The 19,492-nt window shown below is 61.8% G+C and carries 14 protein-coding genes, 1 tRNA gene and 1 pseudogene; 10 read left to right on the top strand and 6 right to left on the bottom strand.

Translation table 11 applies throughout. From position 1 onward, the window contains the following. Entirely contained in the window at positions 1–372 is a 372-nt protein-coding gene (locus tag IC50_RS39300) for an H-NS histone family protein (protein ID WP_081492505.1), read from the bottom strand. 713 nt (positions 373–1,085) lie between these two features. On the opposite strand from IC50_RS39300, the gene IC50_RS25035 reads away from it, so the two are divergent. After that, positions 1,086–1,475, top strand: coding sequence for an H-NS histone family protein (locus IC50_RS25035; RefSeq protein ID WP_035711021.1), 390 nt, complete (start codon positions 1,086–1,088; stop codon positions 1,473–1,475). Between the two features lie 433 nt (positions 1,476–1,908). On the opposite strand, the gene IC50_RS38485 is transcribed toward IC50_RS25035, so the two are convergent. Continuing rightward, complete coding sequence (locus tag IC50_RS38485) at positions 1,909–2,151, bottom strand: hypothetical protein (RefSeq protein ID WP_050991080.1); 243 nt, start codon at positions 2,149–2,151, stop codon at positions 1,909–1,911. Between the two features lie 1,874 nt (positions 2,152–4,025). Here IC50_RS38485 and IC50_RS38475 point away from each other — a divergent pair. Further along, a complete protein-coding gene (locus tag IC50_RS38475; protein WP_050991079.1) occupies positions 4,026–4,250 on the top strand; it encodes a hypothetical protein in 225 nt (74 codons plus the stop codon). 1,172 nt (positions 4,251–5,422) lie between these two features. Continuing rightward, a complete protein-coding gene (locus tag IC50_RS43240; protein ID WP_244429638.1) occupies positions 5,423–5,581 on the top strand; it encodes a hypothetical protein in 159 nt (52 codons plus the stop codon). 937 nt (positions 5,582–6,518) lie between these two features. Here the strand turns inward: IC50_RS43240 and IC50_RS41460 are convergent. Both IC50_RS41460 and IC50_RS42600 read right to left on the bottom strand, forming a co-directional pair. Beyond that, the gene (locus tag IC50_RS41460) at positions 6,519–6,680 is read right to left on the bottom strand and encodes a hypothetical protein (protein ID WP_157461055.1); all 162 of its coding nucleotides are present in this window, start codon (positions 6,678–6,680) and stop codon (positions 6,519–6,521) included. A gap of 387 nt (positions 6,681–7,067) precedes the next feature. Further along, the gene (locus tag IC50_RS42600; protein WP_158670066.1) at positions 7,068–7,238 is read right to left on the bottom strand and encodes a hypothetical protein; all 171 of its coding nucleotides are present in this window, start codon (positions 7,236–7,238) and stop codon (positions 7,068–7,070) included. Between the two features lie 476 nt (positions 7,239–7,714). Between IC50_RS42600 and IC50_RS25020 the strand changes: the two genes are divergently transcribed. Beyond that, the gene (locus IC50_RS25020) at positions 7,715–8,422 is read left to right on the top strand and encodes a hypothetical protein (RefSeq protein WP_035711096.1); all 708 of its coding nucleotides are present in this window, start codon (positions 7,715–7,717) and stop codon (positions 8,420–8,422) included. Positions 8,423–9,148: 726 nt separating this feature from the next. Here IC50_RS25020 and IC50_RS25015 read toward each other — a convergent pair. After that, positions 9,149–9,223: transfer RNA gene (locus IC50_RS25015), tRNA-Gln, on the bottom strand. Positions 9,224–9,483: 260 nt separating this feature from the next. On the opposite strand from IC50_RS25015, the gene IC50_RS25010 reads away from it, so the two are divergent. Further along, the gene (locus IC50_RS25010) at positions 9,484–11,262 is read left to right on the top strand and encodes an acyl-CoA dehydrogenase (RefSeq protein ID WP_035711014.1); all 1,779 of its coding nucleotides are present in this window, start codon (positions 9,484–9,486) and stop codon (positions 11,260–11,262) included. Positions 11,263–11,310: 48 nt separating this feature from the next. Here the strand turns inward: IC50_RS25010 and IC50_RS25005 are convergent. After that, positions 11,311–12,552 (bottom strand): annotated as a pseudogene (locus IC50_RS25005) (MFS transporter). 225 nt (positions 12,553–12,777) lie between these two features. Between IC50_RS25005 and IC50_RS25000 the strand changes: the two are divergent. The 5 genes from IC50_RS25000 (at position 12,778) to dxs (ending at position 19,406) form a co-directional block, all read left to right on the top strand. Continuing rightward, positions 12,778–13,536, top strand: coding sequence for an enoyl-CoA hydratase-related protein (locus IC50_RS25000; RefSeq protein WP_035711093.1), 759 nt, complete (start codon positions 12,778–12,780; stop codon positions 13,534–13,536). Positions 13,537–13,815: 279 nt separating this feature from the next. Beyond that, complete coding sequence (locus tag IC50_RS24995) at positions 13,816–15,477, top strand: bifunctional metallophosphatase/5'-nucleotidase (RefSeq protein ID WP_035711012.1); 1,662 nt, start codon at positions 13,816–13,818, stop codon at positions 15,475–15,477. Positions 15,478–15,611: 134 nt separating this feature from the next. Next, positions 15,612–16,541, top strand: a complete 930-nt coding sequence (locus tag IC50_RS24990; RefSeq protein ID WP_035711091.1) for a histone deacetylase family protein — start codon at positions 15,612–15,614, stop codon at positions 16,539–16,541. Between the two features lie 73 nt (positions 16,542–16,614). Continuing rightward, a complete protein-coding gene (locus IC50_RS24985; RefSeq protein WP_035711010.1) occupies positions 16,615–16,866 on the top strand; it encodes an exodeoxyribonuclease VII small subunit in 252 nt (83 codons plus the stop codon). Between the two features lie 611 nt (positions 16,867–17,477). Beyond that, positions 17,478–19,406, top strand: a complete 1,929-nt coding sequence (dxs, locus tag IC50_RS24980; protein ID WP_035711089.1) for a 1-deoxy-D-xylulose-5-phosphate synthase — start codon at positions 17,478–17,480, stop codon at positions 19,404–19,406. Positions 19,407–19,492: the final 86 nt, after the last annotated feature.

Genomic DNA, 19,492 nt, shown 5'->3' with positions numbered 1-19,492 from the left:
TCACGCCCGCTGCCGAACCCTCGAATTTGCTTCGCCCAATCGGAATTCCTCGATCTTGTGGCCAGACTTTATGGCCGCGACCAGCCATCGTGGCCGCTTTCCCCGACCCGACCAGGTTTCGGACGTCTGAGGATTCCGGTATTTCGGAAGCACTCGCGGATAATTGCGTCTGGGCTTTCCGGTGCGCGACATCTCCGGTCCCGTCGAAGAATTGGCCAAAGCGCCCGTACCGCCCCCGAGCACCGCCAACCGTTTCTCCAGTTCCTGCTTTTCAGCCTTAATCCGGGCTGATAAAATTGCGCTGATTTCCTCGTGAAGCGACCAAAGATCGTCAAGGGACATTGCTTCTAGTTCAAGCTTCCTAGTCGTCATGTTAGCATCCTATGATTGCGCCCATATCATACTTCCTCGGCTGATTTATCAAGTCCGAGCGTCAGTTTTCCCGGAAAAAATGTATGGAACCGACCCGAAATCGTGTTCCACTTAACTAAGTAACCGGCGCCGATCAAGACGAAAAAATAGATTATCCCGCGACATTTAACTGCAGGAGAGTGAGATGGCGTCGCCAGACGTGCAGACCCGTCCGCACACAAGCGATAATTCTAAAAATGAAGAGATGAATTGCGCGGCCGTGAGTTCAATCTACCGATGCCGCACTCTCAACGAGCGTACCCGGCGGCCTTTCCCTCTCCTGGGGAAGCTTATTGTGATGCGCCCTTCCGTTCGCAGCAACTGAAAGCGAATGGCTTCGATGTCGCAGAGTGCACGCCGTCGAAGCTCAATTTGTTCCTTCAAAGCCCGAACGTCGGCCAATGCAGCAGACGGAACGACAAACCGGCTGACCGAACTCGCGAGACGCCTGAGAGGATAATCGACAACATCCATTTTGATCTATCTACCTGCAATCATTTTCGTTTGGCTAATTAATAAATAATCCTCGCAATAATTATTAAATAGTATACTGTTTATTTATTACCACGTCAATTGAAGCGCTGACTTCGGTCCGTCGTTTCATTCGCCACTCGAACAAGGGACACTCGAAAGGTCGGGACGATGAGTCGGGCGTCAGGCAAACGGTGACGAGAATGCTGCATCGGCAAGATCTCGAAGCCATGGATTTTGAAGAACTTTGGCTCCTCCACGAGGAGTTGACGAAGATACTTGCCGAGAAGATCACGGCCGAGAAGCGGGAACTCGAAAAGCGCCTTGCGCAACTCAACCAGCCGGAGCAGTTCGCCGAAGCTGAAAGCGGCGCCGCCGAGACCGGAACGGGCCACCCGCCGCGTCGCAAATACCCGAAGGTCGTGCCCAAATACTTCAATCCACTCCAGCCGACGGAGACTTGGTCGGGACGTGGTAAACAGCCTCGCTGGTTGGTTGCTGCGCTCCAATCAGGGCACACGCTCGACGAGTTCAGGATTCGTGAGAACGACGAATCGTCCGAGCGGAATGCTGGCGGTCGAGGGCATTCCTAGCTCTGCGCAACTGCAGAGACGCCGGTTGCCTGAAATGCCGGCCCAACGCTCCTGTGACCGTCGCTGGTGCCACCCCAGACATGGGGGGCAAGCTCCTTCCAATCCAGGCCCCGATGGAATTCCCCAGGTCGCGCAACTCGACAAGATGCCGAAGATCGAAGTCGCCGAGCCAATGGCCATAATCCGGAAACTGGTCATGGATGAGCGGGCACGCTCGGTGGGCGTCGGGACGTACACGCCCCCCGCCCAAACGGCGCGGGCCCCGTTCAGAAAGACGATCCGGCCTGCAAAAGAAGAAATGGCTCCGCGCATCCGGAATGGGACCAACCGCACCGGAACGCCGTCGAGACCACCGTACCGTAGCGATGCAAATCCGCATCAGCGGGCGCAGATGCCCCGGCAGCCTCCGTTCAGAATGGCAATGAGATCCCTGTTACGCCGCCAGTTGACTGCCCTCGCCTGCTACAGTCGGAGAGATCTTCAGAACCTGTTCTCCCAGAAAGCTCGGCCGCGCGACCAGCCGGCGAGCTTCCAGTAAATACCGGTAAATTTCTCGATCAGCACTCCGCTCCCTCAGAACGCGTTCCTTTTCCAGTATGCTCGCTAATTCCGCGCGCATTTGGGCCAACTGCTGTGCAACCGAGGCGGAGTTGTGCTTATGAATTGATTCCCACATCGTCTCCTCCGACCGAAAAATTCTAAAGAATTAGCTTACGTCATCACCGGCAATTAACAACATATTTTATATCCTCGCCATATAATAAAAACCCGTTTCGCGTTCGAACCGAATGCGGCCATTCGGATACCAAGAAGGCACAACGCATCGAAGCGATGGCGGGGACGGGGTCACCGAACGAGGCCTTGCTGCGGCCCGGCTCGTCTTATTGCACTGCCCCGGATGAATGACCGAGAAGAAATAAAACCGCCCGAGAGTCGCAAACCAGACTGACAGCGCCAGATTCAATTTGCACATTACCTTCGACAACGAACATTCACCTAGTGATGAACGGGGAGCGAAGCCAGTGATCGAGTTAGCCGATTGGCCCATCATGGGCAGCACGATCGTTTTCGTCGCGAGGCACAATTCTGCACCTGTTCGGATCGGCCCGCTTTCAATGGCACCCAAGGAGCTCCCGAGCGCGGTCGCATAATCGATACTCACGCTGCCGAGCCGAAGTCCGGCAGCATCCAGAGAATCGCTCAGGCAGCGATCCGACCGGTTGGAGAAGCGCCGTCGCGAGCACGCCGCCCTTTGCTCGACCAATCGACCCTCAGTGCGCGATGCCCCCCAAGTAACCCGCACTGACGACGACGCACTCCAGCCGGCCGGTTCTCTTCGCTTCAACAACGAATGAAATTTTCAAGGGAGGTTCATTTGGGTATGGTCATGGTCAAATGCCCGCAGACTGGTCGCGTGATTCCCACCGGTATCATGTCCGACCGTGAGACTTTCCTGCGGAGCGTTGTGTTTTATGGCAATACTCATTGCCCGGACTGTCGTGCCAATCACCACTGGTTCGCTCGCGAGGCCTGGGTGGAGGAATCGGTCGTCCGGCCGAACTGAGTGATAGCGCGCGGGTTGGGGCGGACCGTCTTATTCTGGCACCACGCTTGCTGAATTCAGCTGGAGCGGCGTTGCTGCCGACAGGCACCGGCTCGATGTGAGCCCAGCCTCGCGAGATCCCTGATGATGGAGCTATCAGTCCTCACCCGTGTCATGCCGCATGCATTCGTCAAATGGTTGTCTTGAAGAAGGTCTTCGAAGAGACGTTCGAAAATATCTCCACGTATTGTCGTAAAGCGAACTGACGGTCTGACGATCCCTCGGCTAATTCTACCGAGTCAAAGCATGATCAGGGTCAAGTGCGCAGCGGTTTTCCCTCGCGACAAACACGGAGCGCGTTTTGCGCGGAGATCATGCTTGAACAACAACCAAAAGCGCGATGACGATTCATCCTGGTCGCATCGCGCTCTTAGATGTCACGCTCGCACGTGATCACAAGTCAAGGTTCCCGTTGCGGATCCAGCAAGGACGTTTGGGGTACCGTAGTGAGTAGTGGGGTTTGCAGCCGCTTGGCTGTTCTGCGTCACACAGCAGTCGCACTCGTTAGCCTGCTTGCTCAGTTGGAACGGCTTCGAGAGAGAGTACGAAGGGCGGAAGCGCGAAGCTCCAGGAAAAGACGGAGATCGGGCTCGGCGTCGCGGACGCGAAGGCCCCGGTCCGGGACGAATTACCGCACGCGGATCCAATCCTAGCGCGGCGTTCCGGATGCCATTGCTCTACCGAGCCACACGACCGCCGGCGACACACCGCTGCCGATCATGTGTTCCACCTGGACTGGACTTGTCCTTCTGGTCCTGCGCATCTCGTTTATCAAGGCGTCGCTGCAACGGAGCCGGGCAGTCGCGCATGCGATGGACGATCTGAAAACAAAACGCAAGCTGCCTGCCCGCCGAAGCGGGCCGCTCAAAAATTGATTATTCGACATAATAATAATTACTCCCAAGCAAATCGGAAAATAAGCTTGAGAGAATAAATGGGAGGAGTGGATGGAGACCGTACGCCGCTTGCGCGCGATGGCGCTGTTGTGCCGACAGACTTCTGCGCACTATCCTGATCGAAGCTGGAGGCTTCTCGCCGAGGCTGAGTTCTGGGAGCACTTGGCCAATGACACCCTTCGTCGGCATGTCGAACGATGCACGGCTGACTCCTCGCTGCCGCCAATCGAAGACAATCTGAATACCGCCGGATCGAGCGCGCCCATCACTGCGTAGCGCTTCGTTGCGTAGCGGTTCGTTGATCGCACTTTGCCGGATGGATAGCCAACGAGGCGTCTCATGGAGGATCGGGCTCCGCCGGCATCTTGCCGCTTTGCTCTCCTCGACCCCTGACACCCGGCTCCGCAGATTCTCGAGCGCTGCAAGCCCGGAGGCGACAGCCGAAACGCACTGATGCAGAACCACGAATGGTCGTGCACCCCGCCATCGTTGCTCGTCACGGCCCCTCGGCCAAGCCTGTCGGCTCGTCGCCGCAGAGGCTTTTGGCGGAGCACCTGTTTTGATCGCCCTATAGAATGTGAACCAAGGTAAGCCAGACCGCGACAGCGAGACAAACAGCAAGGCCGGTATAAGGCAGAGCTAGTCTCATCGGAATCCCCCTCGAAAAGAGGTCAGTGAGAATTGACGCTTGTTGAGACGCTGGTGTCTATGACGAGCCTGAGGTTGTTCCTTCTTGCGGGGCGGCCGTTCTGTCGTCTGCCTCTTACTTCAGCCTCTGCCAGGTTGATAAGCCTGCGTAGCCGCTGGATCTCCAGCATTATATCTTTCAGCTTTTGGCCTTCCAAAGACACCCGCTGGAGACGCGCACTATAAGCATCCATTGGCCCCTCACAATATAATTAACAACATGAATTAAGTCCCCATGATATTCCCGTTCCGCGATTGTGGAAATGGCCTATTTCACACTTCGCGATCAGCAGGGCTCGATGATGGCGCTCGAGGCCTAGTGCCTCGCCCGCCGAGCATCAGGCCGGCGCCGTCCCAAAGGCTGGACTTCAAGGCACTCACGCCAACCTCAGTTCCACCTACCCGGCAACAGGTCTAGCGGCCCGCAATTGGGGCAGCGACAGCATCTCTGCATCGGGCGAGCGCTCGTCGACTTTGCCTGGTTTGTTTTTACCGTCCGCAGATCCCAGCGGACTCCGCGGGGCGCGCCTCTGCTCCCATCCCCAGCCTCCCAAATACCTTCACAGATAGCGGGTCGTCGTCCAACCTGCCCGCTCGGCGGACAGTCGTTGCGCCCGCCCCGATCACGGTCAGTATCGTGAGCGGCCTTGGCCAGTTTCCGGATGGGGAAAACGGTCGATGGGTCAGACCGTCTGCATTTTCCGAATCGCGTCTCTGTGCTCGCTCTCGCTGGTGGTTTCGGATCTTGCGGGTACACACGCGTGAGCCATTTCCTTTCCATGCTTCTGCTTGCCCTCACCCTGACCCTGACCTTGTGCTTCGGGGTGGCGGCCTGGCGCCTGTCGGCCGGCAACGACGTCGATATGGTTACGACGATCCAGCATCAGGAGTACGGCTGGAGAGCCAGGCCGAACAACTGAAGGTCGTTGCGTTCGCCCCGCGCCTGCGGCTGGACCGGGCTTTAGGATTATATAGATTTAAATTTCCATCCGATTTATTATGCTGGAAGTTCCTAGAGATGAACTGGCATCCGATCGCCGATCGGGGGATTCCGATTCGAAGTCTTTCCGGCCCGGTGCCCCGGATCTCAAAACTCCGATTGGGAGATGTATTCGCAATTGTACCGGTCACGACAATGTCCATACCGCGCCCCTTTTCTCGGCCGCGGTGCGGACCCGAACGAGCTCCGATGTGGTGCAAACGAAAGCGATGCAAAAGCCGCTTACAATCGAGGGTACGATCGAGGGCGAATTTACGATCGGTTCTCGCATCGAGGTGAAGCCTTCAGCCGGGCCACGGTTGTGCGGCAAAACCGGAACGCTGATTGGTGCCGGTTATCACCCCAAGAGTCTCCGTGTCAGATTGGATGGCTCGAAATTCCCAATTACCCTTCACGTTAGCTACGTTGCAATTGTCAAGTGAATGGTTCTGATCGATGCCGCGGCGGCCCCGCGCATCTCGGACGGCGATCGCAGCCCTGACACCCGAGCGAAGGCCTGCGCGCCGGCAGGTCCGCGCCGTCTTGACAGCCGGTACGCGCCGCATCCAACGGAAGGGAATTGGTGGGGGCGGAGACAACCTTTCGAAAGGAAAGTTCTCACGATGAGGCCCACCAGCCGTCCGGGAAAGGCTCTAGTGGCTCAGGACCGTCATTGTCGTTCGCGAGCATGCGAACGGGCGGCTCGAAACGTGGGTCGACACCTCGGGATGTGCTCAAGGCCGGCTTGTTCAACCGGCCGCTATGGTACTCGACGATGCTGTGTGGAAGGCTCGGAGCTGCCGACCAAGCAACCGTCCATCTTCGCGCGGCAGCCTGCCCGGCATGATCGCGATCTTTCTCCATGCTGCACCTCTCGGTTACAGGCCACTGCCGAGCGAACTTGAAACCTGAGTTGTTGCCGTGCTCGCACGTTTGTGGGAACTACGGAACTCGCGGCCCGAGACGAGCGCCGCGAAAATAAAAGCCAGCACGCATGCGGCGGCCAACGACCAAAGGGCAATTGCGATCTGCTTCTGCATGACCAGCGACAATCGAGGGGATAGCCTCGCTTCTTCAACCCACCGTCCAACAAGGCGGGCACGCTCAATCCGAGACTTCTCACCGGAGCACTCGGAGAAACGGCTCCTGCGTCCTGGGGCTTAAGCGGGATGCTGGAGTCGTCTCTTCCGAGATCCTTGTGCGTTCGTCCGGCACAATTGACTTATCGTAATCCAATATTAAATATTAATCCATATTAATTATGGTTCTTTCGCGCATTTAATTATTTAGATTGGGCGCGTCTGTGCGGATGCGGCAGCTTTCGCGCCGGCCATGCCTCGAGGTGCATGCCCATTGCGAGAACTCGCGGCGGGCGCGGCGTCGTTATCCCGGCGCGGATATAGACCGATCTTGCAGCACTCGGCGGATCAATGCTCTGACTGACGGCTGATCGGGGATTTCGTGTGGAGTAGTCCCAAACGCTTTTCAAGCTCGTCCTTCTTGGCGATGAGCCTCGCAGCAAGAATAGCTTCGACGACGCTGTGGAGGTCCCACAGCTCATCAATGGACATGTCCTTGAACTGCTCCAGATTTATCATCTTCCCGAATCACGTTGCGTATAGGGTGGGCCTACGCCGTGCGAAGTGGCAACTACCTGCGAGTCCGCGGGGAGCGGATATCTGTGAATTCCACTTCCTGTGGCCGCATTGGCGCCCACACGAATGGTCGCCTCACGTGGCGACGATCTGCCGCGACCTGACCATGTTTCCGCCGGCCGGGCGTGGATTCGTACGATCCACATCACAATGATGAGTTGCAGAAGTCGCCGCAGCGACAGCGAACGAACGGGCGACTGCGTCGCGTGCACGGGCGGGATCGATACCCGGCGAAAAGCGGTGGTTCGATCAATCGAGCGCGCCGCCTCGTGTTGAGCCCAGAAGTGCTGGGCGGCACTATCAATTCGGACGGCAGGGACCACAATTAATCCATCACGCTGCCAGATTTAAGTCGCATGCGAGCCCATGTCGCCGCGAAGGCTCGCGCCGGATGGGGGCGCAACACCGGGAGTTTCTCGATGTCCGGTTATTTGCGATTTTGCTTCGCTGGTTGGGTTCTTGTTCTTTCAGGGACACCTGCGCTCTCGAACCCTTTGGCCGAGTTGTTCAATATCACTCCCCGCGAACCCGCTCGAACCTCTCCAGCGCAAGCGGACTGCCTGGGGCGACCTGGCAACTCGACGCCCAACGGCCAGCATTGGGTCTATCGAATGGACGGTCATCGCAGGTGCTGGTTCCTGGCCGAGGGAGTCGCGACGGTGAAGAAGCCCGTTCGTTCTCGCGCAACCAAAGATCCCGTCGCCCGTGTGGACGAGAACGAGACCGCGCGGCGCAGGCGGAGCGCGGTCGTTGATGCGCGTGCTGAGTTGCTGCGCTCCGCGCCGGCCGAGCCGCCTCAGCCATCCGTACCCGAAATCAAGGTATTCGATGCAGCTTCCGAACGCGATGCGGGAACCGCCCTGACGTCAGCGGCATCTGTCGCCGAACTTCACAGCCGGCGGCTTGCGCCCGAGCCCTCCGCGCCGGGCCAAGTCGATGTCGAGCAGCTTCTCGCGGCTGCGCCCGCACCTCCAGCGATCCCCGTGGGCGCGCGCATTGCAGAGGCGCACGACGAGGAGCGCAGTTGGACGGTAACCTGGTTGGGTGTGCTGCTGATGACGCTGGGGGGCTTTTCGATCTTGGGCTCGAGCCGCACGCTTCGGCACACGATAAGACCACGCCACTGAAACGCACTACCCTGGGGCGGGGCTGCCTGACCGCCGGTATAGCCGAATTGTCACACGTGCAAAGTTCCGCGCGTCTGCGCGTAGTTTGGTACTGCCTGAGACGGACATTCGATTACGATGATGGTCCCGTTTTTAATGGGACGACCATCATGCGGTACAAAGTGTTCGTGGTGGATGGCAGCCGGCGAGTGATCTGCGCCGCAAAGCTCGACTGCATTGACGAGCAGGCCGCGAGGCGTCGGGCCGAGCAAATGCATGGTGAGCACGACGTTGAGCTTTGGGAAGGCGATCGACTCGTTGCTGTATTTCGAGGTGCAACGTCGAACGAAAATCGGGGCGACCGCGCTGTCCTGAAACCACGACCCGTCTCACCGCCGAGTTAGGCTGCACATTGTCAGGCGCGCCAGCCCGGCCGGGTGCCGACATGGCGCAGGGGCATGATCGCCGACTTCTCCAATTCAGATATGCGAAGCTCGCGAGCAGGCATCGCAATGTCAGCTCCGAACCGGACGCTCAATCGACAGCCAGTCGCTGCCCAATGGCATTCAGCCACTCAGTTCGCTTTTGTTGAGCGGCTTTCAAAACCCGCAATCGCCGCCATTGGCCTTCGACCACAACGAAACCGGCACAGAATTTCCCAGAAGCGGGAGCAAATGAATTTGCAGATGCGCTCCGAATTCCAATTCGAGCGATGCAATTTATTCTGCAAACTCAGCGCATTGGATATGGCTGGGGCGGGAGGGATCGAACCTCCGAATGGCGGAATCAAAATCCGCTGCCTTACCGCTTGGCTACGCCCCATCAGGTCTTCAGGGGACGGCGGAGGCACGGGCTACCGCAGATTCCCTCAAGTGGTGCCGGTCTATAGGGAGAGGCGCGGCATTTCAACCGCCTGCAGGGGCAAAATACCACAGGCGCCGGCTTGGGGCGGCATCGCGCTCTATTGTTGGGCCGGCTTTCGACGCCCGACGAAAGCGCCGTTCCCGGACCGGCCACTCCCAGTTGAGACCGTCCCCGTTTCGTGAGAATACGGCGCCAATATTTGTCCCCGGGAGTGAGCCATGACCTACCGCGCGCCGATTTCTGACATGCTGCTGTCGCTCAACCATGGCGCGGGCCTCAAGGCCGCCGTGGAGGCCGGCCATTATGGCGATTTCGACGCCGACCTCGCGGCCGCCGTGCTGGAGGAAGCCGGCAAGTTCGCATCCGACGTGCTGGCGCCGCTCAACAAGGTCGGCGACGAGCATGGCATCAAGCTGAGCGACGGCAGGGTCACCACAGCGCCGGGCTGGCCGGACGCCTACAGGCGCTGGACCGAGGGTGGCTGGAACGCGGTGTCCGGCCCCGAAGATTTCGGCGGCCAGGGCCTGCCGATCGCGATCAACGCCGCCTGCACCGAGATCTGGAGCGCCGCCAACGTCGCCTTCGGCCTCTGCCCGCTGCTGACCGCCTCGGCGATCGAGGCGCTGGACGCCCATGGCAGCGACGAGTTGAAGAGAGTCTACCTCGAAAAGCTCGTCTCGGGCGAATGGACCGGCACGATGCAGCTGACCGAGCCGCAGGCCGGCTCCGACGTCGGCGCGCTGCGCACCCGCGCCGATCGGCAGGCCGACGGCACCTACCGCATCAAGGGGACGAAGATCTTCATCACCTATGGCGAGCACGACATGACCGACAACATCGTGCATTTCGTGCTGGCCCGCCTGCCGGACGCGCCTGCCGGCACCAAGGGGATTTCGCTGTTCCTCGTGCCGAAGTTCATGGTGAATGCCGACGGCTCGCTCGGCGCGCGTAACGACATCTTCGCCAGCGGCGTCGAGCACAAGCTCGGCATGCACGCCTCCCCGACCTGCACCATGACCATGGGCGACCATGGCGGCGCGATCGGCTTTTTGATCGGCGAAGAGAACCAGGGCATGCGCTGCATGTTCACGATGATGAACCAGGCCCGCCTCGGCGTCGGCCTGGAGGGCGTCGGCGTTGCCGACCGCGCCTACCAGCAGGCCTTGTCGTATGCGCAGGAGCGCAAGCAGGGCCGCGCGGTCGGCAAGAAGGGCGACAGCTCGGACGCGATCTTCGTTCATCCCGACGTCAAGCGCATGCTGATGCGGATGCGGGCGCAGACTGCAGCCGCGCGCACCATCTGCTATGCGACCGCCGTCGCGATCGACGTCTCGACGCGCGCCAAGGACCCGAAGGTGCGCGCCGATGCGGCCGCACGCGCGGCGCTGCTCACGCCGATGGCCAAGGCCTATTCCACCGATATCGGCAACGAGGTCGCCTATCTCGGCGTGCAGGTGCATGGCGGCATGGGCTTCATCGAGGAGACCGGCGCGGCCCAGCACTACCGCGATGCCCGCATCACCGCGATCTACGAGGGCACCAACGGCATCCAGGCGATTGATCTCGTCACGCGCAAGCTCGCGGCCAATGGTGGCGCGTCGGTGTGGGCGCTGCTCGACGAGCTCGCAGCGACCGTCAGCCAAGTCGAGGCCTCCAACGATCCCGGCTTCGGCACCACGGGTGCAAAGCTGCGCGAGGCAATTGAGGCGCTCACGCGCACCAGCAAATGGCTCCTGGAGCGCGTCGCTTCCGCGCCGAACGAGGCGCTTGCCGGCGCGACGCCCTATTTGCAGCAGTTCGGCGCCACGCTCGGCGGCTGCCTGCTCGCCTCCGAGGCGCTCGCCGCCAAGACCGAAGGCAACGCGGACGCTGCGCGCTACGTCGCGCTGGCGCGTTTCTTTGCCGAGAACATCACGGTGCAGGCACCGGCGCTCGAGCGCACGGTCACGGAAGGCGCGGAGTCGATCGCTGCGGCGGATGCGGTGCTGCTGGGGTAAGCCGGACCTGCTCGCCACGACATCGAATATCGTGCGCGAGCCTTCCCCTTAGCTTGCGGAGATTCGGGCTACGCTCTTCCCCGGCCGCCACAGCACGATGCCCGCCGCGACGAGATCGAGCACGACGCACAGCGCGAACGCCGTGGTATAATTGCCCGTAAAGCTCCGCGCGAGACCGACGATGCCCGGGCCGAAGGCGCTGACGATGCCGCTGATCGATGTGCCCAACCCCATCGCGGCAGCGAAGGCGCTGGAGCCCATCTCGCGCTGGATAATCAATGGCGGAAACGTGATCATGTTGCCGATCGAGAAGCCGTAGACGGCGCAGCATGCCAGCAGCACCGTCGCATTCGTGCTTTGCAGGAGCACGAACAGCGCCGTCGCCTGGCTCGTCATCGACGCCGCACAGGCGAGCCGCGGATCGAGCCGGTCGACGAATAGGCCAAGCGACAGGCGCCCGACCACCGCCATCGCCGCCATGATGGTGACCGCGAGCCCTGCCGCGGAGCGGCCGATCAGCGGCTCGAGAAACGACACCTGGTGGATGATGAAGCCCATCTACGCCAGCAGCGCCATCGCGATCGGCAGCACCATGGTCCAGAACGCCGCGTTGGCGAGCAGCGCCTTGCGCGAATGGCTCGGTGCGGCCACAGCCCCTGCGATCGGACGTCCGTCCGAGACCGGCGACATCCCGGCGGGCCAGCCGATGAAGGTCACGACCGCCGGCAGCACCAGCGCCATCATCACCAGCGTGGCCGCCAGCATGGCCGAACGAAAGCCGATGCTGCCGGTCAGCGATAGCAGCAGCGGAACGAGGATGATGCCGCCGCAGGTCGCGCCGTTGAAGGCAAGGCTGAGCGCGAGCCCGCGGCGCCGCTCGAACCAGGAATTCAGCACGGTCGCGATCACCACGGTCCCCATGCCGGTCCAGCCGACCGACATCAGCGCATAGGCGAGATAGAGCTGCCAGGGCGTCTGCATCAGCGCCAGCAACACGGTCGACGCCCCGAGCGCCGACAGGCCGCACAGGATCAGCGCGCGCAGTCCGACGCGCTCGAGCAGATCATCGGTGAAAACGACGAGCACGGAGGTCAGCAGAAACGAGAAGGTGCTGGCCGCGGAAACCAGCGTGCCCGGCCAGCCATGGGCGCGCTGGAGCTCGGCAAGATAGACGCCCTGGCCGTAGAGACCGAACCCGAACATGAAGAAGGCCATCAGGAAGCAAGCCAGCACGACACGCCAGCCGCGATAGCGCGGTGAGGATTCGTCAATGCGGGTTTCGGCAATCATCAATTGAGCAGTCGGCCAATGGAACGGCGCAAGATCGTGCACTACAACCACTGGTTTTTCAAATCAAACATAGTAGCTAATTGTTGCGGCGCGAGACGGCGGCGGGCGCCATGCCCGAACTCATGGGAAGCCGGCGCCGAAAAGATTGAGGAGCGCATTGGCACGCCTGCGAGATGATGTAGGCTGATGCTTCGCAAGACTCGCGAGCGCGCGCAGGGGGCTCTCATGCCGAATGGCAACATCGTCGTCACCGAAGAGCGTGGAACGCGCGTGATCACCCTGCGCCGCCCGGGCAAGAAGAACGCGATCACCCAGGACATGTACCGGGAGATGAGCCGCGCGATCGACACCGCCCAGAACAATCCTGATATCCGCTGCATGATCATCACCGGTGGCTCCGGCGTGTTCACCGCCGGCGACGACATCGACGATTTCATGCACGCCGACGCCTCGCGCCCCGAGATGCTGTCGAATGGCGCCAAATTCCTCTATTCGCTCGCCCTCAATGCCAAGCCCATCATCGCAGCCGTGGACGGCGCCTCGATCGGGATGGGCACCGTGATGCTGTTCCACTGCGACTACGTGCTGGCCTCGAACGCGGCGACCTTTTCGGCGCCTTACATCCATCTCGGGCTCGCACCGGTCGGCGCGGCCAGCCTCCTGATGCCGAACACCATGGGATATCAGCGCGCCTTCGCGATGCTGGTGATGGGGCGGACCTTCACCGCCGCGGAGGCGCATGCCACAGGCTTCGTCAACACCGTGGTCTCGCCGGGACATACCGAGGTCGAGGCGCGCAAGGTGGCGCGCGAGATCTGCCGGCTGCCGGCCGAGGCGGTCGCAACCTCCCGCAAGCTGCTGCGCGCGCCGCCCGAAGAGCTCACCCGCCGCATCGACCAGGAAGGACATTTGTTCGCCGAGCGGCTCAAGTCGGACGAAGCGGTGGCGGCGTTCAACGCCTTCGCGAACCGGAAGAAGCGGTGAGGTGTAAGGCGCGGCTCTTACCCTCCCCTGGAGGGGGAGGGTCGCTCGCGCACCGCGCGGGCGGGGTGGGGTGAGCCACGCGAAGACTCTCGCTGACACCTTCAGAGAATTCGCAAAGCTCTCCAGCACCTCGTACGAGGATAGTCTGCCACCCCGCCCCGGTTCGCATTCCATGCGAACCGACCCGCCCCCTCAAGGGGCGGGTGGGAGCGTGGGCACGCGCGATGCTTCAACAAAAGGTTTCGTGAAATCTTCGCGCGGTACGACTAATCTGGTTCCATGCGATACGTATTTCCATCCATCCTTGCTGCGCTCGCGCTGACCTGCGCCCTTCCCGCCTCGGCCCAGACCGCCGCGCCGGTCGAACTGCGCGTGCTCGCGATCAACGATTTCCACGGCAATCTACGGCCGCCGCCGGGCGGCATTCTCATCGGCGATCCCGAGGATAGGGCCAGGAAGGTGATGGTGGCGGCCGGCGGCGCCGAGTACATGGCAACGCTCGTGAAGCAGCTGCGCGAGGGGCGCAAGAACACCATCTTCGTCGCCGCTGGCGATCTGATCGGCGCAAGCCCTTTCCTGTCGGCGATGTTCCACGACGAGCCCTCGATCGAGTCGCTCTCGATGATGGGCCTTTCGATCAGCTCGGTCGGCAATCACGAATTCGACGAGGGCAAAGCCGAGCTTTTGCGAATGCAGAACGGCGGCTGCCATCCCGTCGACGGCTGCCAGGGACCACATTCCTTCACGGGCGCCAAATTCCGTTATCTCGCCGCCTCCACCATCGAGACCGCGACCGGCAAGAGCGTGCTGCCGCCCTACGAGATCCGGGAATTCGACGGCATTCCCGTCGCCTTCATCGGGCTGACCTTGAAGGAGACCGCCGGCATCGTCTCGCCATCGGGCATCGCCGGGCTCGAATTCCGCGACGAGGCCGAGACGGTGAACGCACTCGTGCCGCAGTTGAAGGCGCGTGGCGTCGAAGCGATCGTGGTGTTGATCCACCAGGGTGGCGAGCCCGCCGGCGACTACAATGAATGCCCGGGCATTGCGGGGCCGATCGTCGACATCGTCAAGAAATTCGATCGCGCCGTCGACGTCGTCGTCAGCGGCCACACCCACCGTGCCTATGTCTGTGACATCGACGGGCGGCTCGTCACCAGCGGCGACAAATATGGCACGCTGGTCACCGCGATCGACCTCGAGCTGGATCCCACGACGCGCGACGTCGCCAGTGCCAAAGCCGAGAACGTCATCGTCGCCAATGCTTCGCTGGCCAGGGATCCCGAGCAGACCGCATTGATCGACGCCTACGACAAGCTATCCGCGCCGATCGCCAATCGGCCGGCAGGTTCGGTGACGCAGACGCTGTCGCGCGTGCCGAACGAGGCCGGCGAAAGCGCGCTCGGCAATGTCATTGCCGACGCGCAATTGCTCGCAACCCGCGATGCGAAGGATGGCAGCGCTGTCATCGCGCTCACAAATCCCGGCGGCATTCGCACCGACATCGTTCCGAAGGAGAATGGAGCCATAACGTTCGGCGATGTCTTCGCCAGCCAGCCGTTTCGCAACCGGCTCGTCACCATGACGCTGACGGGCAGTCAGCTCAAGGACATGCTGGAGCAGCAATGGCTCGATCCGAAGCGGCCGCGAATACTCCAGGTGTCGAACGGGTTCAGCTATACTTGGGATGCATCAAAGCCATTCGGCGAGCGCATCGTGCCCGAGAAGATGACGCTCAACGGCAGGCCAGTCGAACCTGGAAGCGGCTACCGCGTCACGCTCAACGATTATCTCGCGGTCGGTGGCGACGGGTTCACCGTCGCCAAGCAGGGCGCGGCGCCGCAATATGGCGGCTACGACGCGGACGCGCTGTTCGCGTTTTTCCGCACGCACGGGCCGATCGGGCCGCTACCGCCCACCCGCATCCTGCGGGTGAATTGATCTGGATCAATCCGGCCGGCGCGGGACCACCCTTTGCCATTCCCGGCCGAGCGCCTAGATTGGGTTTTGCATTGCGTTTTGGCGCCGGATGCGCCAACGACGTCAAAAGCCCGCATCCCGTTGAGGCCGACCTGATGAGCACGCTTCTCCTTTCCCACAAGGCCTGCCTCGACCATGTCACGCCGCCGGGACACCCTGAGAGACCGGATCGGCTGCGCGCGGTGGAAGAGGCCCTGTCGCATGAGCGCTTCCAGTTCCTGGCGCGCGAGGAGGCGCCGGAGGGCGATCTCGATCTCGTCACGCTCTGCCACAACGAGCATTACGTCACCGAGCTTCGCCACATCGCCCCGACCAGCGGGCAGGTTTATATCGACGGCGACACCTCGATGTCGCCGGGCACGTGGGAAGCGGTGATGCGCGGCGTCGGCGGCGCAGTCGCGGCGACCGAGGCGGTGATGGCGGGCGAGCATCGCAACGCCTTCGTCGCGATCCGCCCGCCCGGCCATCACGCCGAGATCGGCAAGCCGATGGGCTTCTGCTTCTTCGACAACGTCGCCATCGCCGCGCGCCATGCGCAGCGCAAATACGGCATCAAGCGTGCGGCCATCGTCGATTTCGACGTGCATCACGGCAATGGCACGCAGGACATCTTCTGGTCGGACCCGACCGTGATGTACTGCTCGACGCACCAGATGCCGCTGTTTCCAGGCACCGGCGCGACGAGCGAGCGCGGCGATCACGACACCATCGTCAATGCGCCTCTCGCTTCCGAAGACGGCGGCCCCGAATTCCGCTCAGCCTTCGAAAATTTGATCCTGCCGCAGCTGACGACATTCAGTCCCGAGCTTCTGATCATCTCCGCCGGCTTCGACGCGCATTTCCGCGATCCGCTGGCTTCGCTGAATCTGCGCGCGGAGGACTATGCCTGGGTGACGCGCAAGCTGATGGATCTCGCCGACAAGACCGCCGGCGGCCGCATTGTTTCGGTGCTCGAGGGCGGCTATGACCTGCAAGGACTGAAAGAATCTGTTACGGCGCATGTCGGCGCCCTGATGGGCGCTTGACGCACCCGCCACATTGCGCCCGTAAAACTCTGCTTTCTCTCACGTGAAGCGAATCGGGCAATCGGAAACGGATATGGCCGAAAATACTCAAGTCGACGTCTCCAGGCTCACCTTCGAGCACGCGATCGAGGAACTCGAAACGATCGTGAAGCGGCTCGAGGACGGCAAGGTGCCGCTCGAGGAATCCGTGACGATCTACGAACGCGGCGAGGCCCTGAAGCGGCGCTGCGAGGAATTGCTGCGCCAGGCCGAGGCGCGCGTCGACAAGATCACGACCGATGCCAGCGGCCAGGCCACCGGCACTGCGCCGCTCGACGTCCAGTAAGTGAGGCCGGAGCTCTCCCAGTCTCCCGACGACGCGGGGCGCCGCGAAATGTCTCCACGGGCGCGCGGGAGTCGCGTCGCTTTCACGACCGCACGGTGCTATTCCATGAAGCATCGCGGTTCCGTACGGGCGAATCGATGCCGTCCACGTTCCGGAACCGGCGGCTGAGGGCGAAAAAGCTCTCATTCAGGCAAAAAAGCCTGCCGAAGAACCGATCAAGGCCGGAACCTCTCATCCCGGGCTACGGTTAACCAATCTGGCCCGCCAGTTGCACCTGCATACCCCCAATCGGTCCGGCGGGTTGGCTTTGGCCCAAGCTTTGGTGTAAAGCTGCGCGGAGTGTGGCTTTTGCAAGCCTTGCGTGGGCACCGATTACCGACGACAAGTGCTTCAAACTGCTAATGAAATTGGCTTGGGACGGGCGAAGCCGATCTAAGTGACAGGGATCACAGAGACTGAACCGGAGCGCACTTAAGCTTACCTAAGCTTGAAGACGGGGCCTTGCCCCATGCAGGTGGCTCCGACGGTTTGAGGACTCGCGCTGCGCCGATATTGTGCAAACCCATCGCGCACCGGAATGACCTTCCGGCGCTGACAAATTGGAAATCGCCGTGAACGCATACAGTAAGACGCCGCTTCTCGACACCATCCGGACGCCGGAAGACCTGCGCAAGCTCAAGGTCGAGCAGGTTCGCCAGGTCGCCGACGAGCTGCGGCAGGAGACCATCGATGCCGTCTCGGTGACCGGCGGTCACTTCGGCGCGGGCCTCGGCGTGGTCGAGCTCACCACCGCGATCCATTACGTCTTCGACACGCCGCGCGACCGGCTGATCTGGGACGTCGGCCACCAGGCCTATCCGCACAAGATCCTCACCGGCCGGCGCGACCGCATCCGCACGCTGCGCACCGGCGGCGGCCTGTCCGGCTTCACCAAGCGCAGCGAGAGCGACTACGATCCGTTCGGGGCGGCGCATTCCTCGACCTCGATCTCCGCCGGCCTCGGCATGGCCGTGGCGCGCGATCTCTCCGGCGGCAAGAACAACGTTATCGCCGTGATCGGTGACGGCGCGATGTCGGCCGGCATGGCCTACGAGGCCATGAACAACGCGGGTGCGATGAACTCGCGCCTGATCGTCATCCTCAACGACAATGACATGTCGATCGCGCCGCCGGTCGGCGCCATGAGCGCCTACCTGTCGCGCCTCTACTCCGGCAAGACCTATCGGACGCTGCGCGATGCGGCCAAGCAGATCAACAAGCGCCTGCCCAAGATCCTCGCCAATCGCGCCAACCGCGTCGAGGAATATTCCCGCGGCTTCATGATGGATGGCGGCACGCTGTTCGAGGAGCTCGGCTTCTACTATGTCGGCCCGATCGACGGCCACAACCTCGACCATCTTCTGCCCGTGCTGAAGAACGTCCGTGACATGGAGACCGGCCCGATCCTGGTCCACGTCGTGACGCAGAAGGGCAAGGGCTACGGCCCGGCGGAAGCTTCCGCCGACAAGTACCACGCCGTCGTCAAGTTCGACGTCGCGACCGGCACCCAGGCCAAGGCCAAGCCGAATGCGCCGGCGTATCAGAACGTGTTCGGCCAGAGCCTCGTCAAGGAAGCGCAGAAGGACGACAAGATCGTCGCCATCACCGCGGCGATGCCGTCGGGCACCGGCGTCGACATCTTCAACAAGGCCTTTCCTGACCGCACCTTCGACGTCGGCATCGCCGAGCAGCACGCGGTGACGTTCGCCGCCGGTCTTGCGACCGAAGGCTACAAGCCGTTCTGCGCGATCTACTCGACGTTCCTGCAGCGCGGATACGATCAGATCGTGCACGACGTCGCGATCCAGAACCTGCCCGTCCGTTTCGCCATTGACCGCGCCGGCCTCGTCGGCGCCGACGGCGCGACGCATGCAGGCTCGTTCGACAACGCCTATCTCGGCTGCCTGCCCAACATGGTGATCATGGCGGCGGCCGATGAGGCCGAGCTCGTGCACATGGTGGCGACCCAGGTCGCGATCGACGACCGTCCGAGTTCGCTGCGCTATCCGCGCGGTGAGGGCCGCGGCATCGAGATGCCGGAGGTCGGTATTCCGCTCGAGATCGGCAAGGGCCGCATGATCCGCCAGGGCAGCAAGATCGCCCTGCTCTCCTTCGGCACGCGCCTTGCCGAATGCGAGAAGGCGGCCGACGAGCTCGCGGCCCATGGCCTGTCGACCACGATCGCCGATGCGCGCTTCATGAAGCCGCTCGACACCGATCTGGTGCTCAAGCTCGCCCGTGACCACGAGATCCTGATCACGATCGAGGAAGGCTCGGTCGGCGGCTTCGGCTCGCATGTCGCGCAGTACCTGACCGATCAGGGCGTGCTCGACACCGGCATGGTCAAGTTCCGCTCGATGGTGCTGCCCGACGTATTCCAGGACCACGACACTCCGGCCGCGATGTACGCCCGCGCCGGGCTCGACGCCAAGGGCATCGTCGCCAAGGTGTTCGAGGCACTGGGCAAGGACGTGAAGACCGAGACGGTGAAGCTCGCCTGACGGCTGCTTTCTTCACCTCTCCCGCAAGGCTTGCGGGAGAGGTCTGATCGCGAAGCGATCCGGGTGAGGGCTTATTCCTCTGGGAG

The sequence above is a fragment of the Bradyrhizobium genomosp. I (2014) genome, assembly GCF_000261685.1.
Taxonomy (GTDB): Bacteria; Pseudomonadota; Alphaproteobacteria; order Rhizobiales; family Xanthobacteraceae; genus Bradyrhizobium.
This window is presented reverse-complemented; position numbering and strand designations above follow the sequence as displayed.

What these genes read in the sequence shown, in the direction of transcription:
- IC50_RS39300 (WP_081492505.1), bottom strand. Translation starts at nt 372, where the DNA reads ATGACGACTAGGAAGCTTGAACTAGAAGCAATGTCCCTTGACGATCTT.
- IC50_RS25035 (WP_035711021.1), top strand. Translation starts at nt 1,086, where the DNA reads ATGCTGCATCGGCAAGATCTCGAAGCCATGGATTTTGAAGAACTTTGG.
- IC50_RS38485 (WP_050991080.1), bottom strand. Translation starts at nt 2,151, where the DNA reads ATGTGGGAATCAATTCATAAGCACAACTCCGCCTCGGTTGCACAGCAG.
- IC50_RS38475 (WP_050991079.1), top strand. Translation starts at nt 4,026, where the DNA reads ATGGAGACCGTACGCCGCTTGCGCGCGATGGCGCTGTTGTGCCGACAG.
- IC50_RS41460 (WP_157461055.1), bottom strand. Translation starts at nt 6,680, where the DNA reads ATGCAGAAGCAGATCGCAATTGCCCTTTGGTCGTTGGCCGCCGCATGC.
- IC50_RS42600 (WP_158670066.1), bottom strand. Translation starts at nt 7,238, where the DNA reads ATGATAAATCTGGAGCAGTTCAAGGACATGTCCATTGATGAGCTGTGG.
- IC50_RS25020 (WP_035711096.1), top strand. Translation starts at nt 7,715, where the DNA reads ATGTCCGGTTATTTGCGATTTTGCTTCGCTGGTTGGGTTCTTGTTCTT.
- IC50_RS25010 (WP_035711014.1), top strand. Translation starts at nt 9,484, where the DNA reads ATGACCTACCGCGCGCCGATTTCTGACATGCTGCTGTCGCTCAACCAT.
- IC50_RS25000 (WP_035711093.1), top strand. Translation starts at nt 12,778, where the DNA reads ATGCCGAATGGCAACATCGTCGTCACCGAAGAGCGTGGAACGCGCGTG.
- IC50_RS24995 (WP_035711012.1), top strand. Translation starts at nt 13,816, where the DNA reads ATGCGATACGTATTTCCATCCATCCTTGCTGCGCTCGCGCTGACCTGC.
- IC50_RS24990 (WP_035711091.1), top strand. Translation starts at nt 15,612, where the DNA reads ATGAGCACGCTTCTCCTTTCCCACAAGGCCTGCCTCGACCATGTCACG.
- IC50_RS24985 (WP_035711010.1), top strand. Translation starts at nt 16,615, where the DNA reads ATGGCCGAAAATACTCAAGTCGACGTCTCCAGGCTCACCTTCGAGCAC.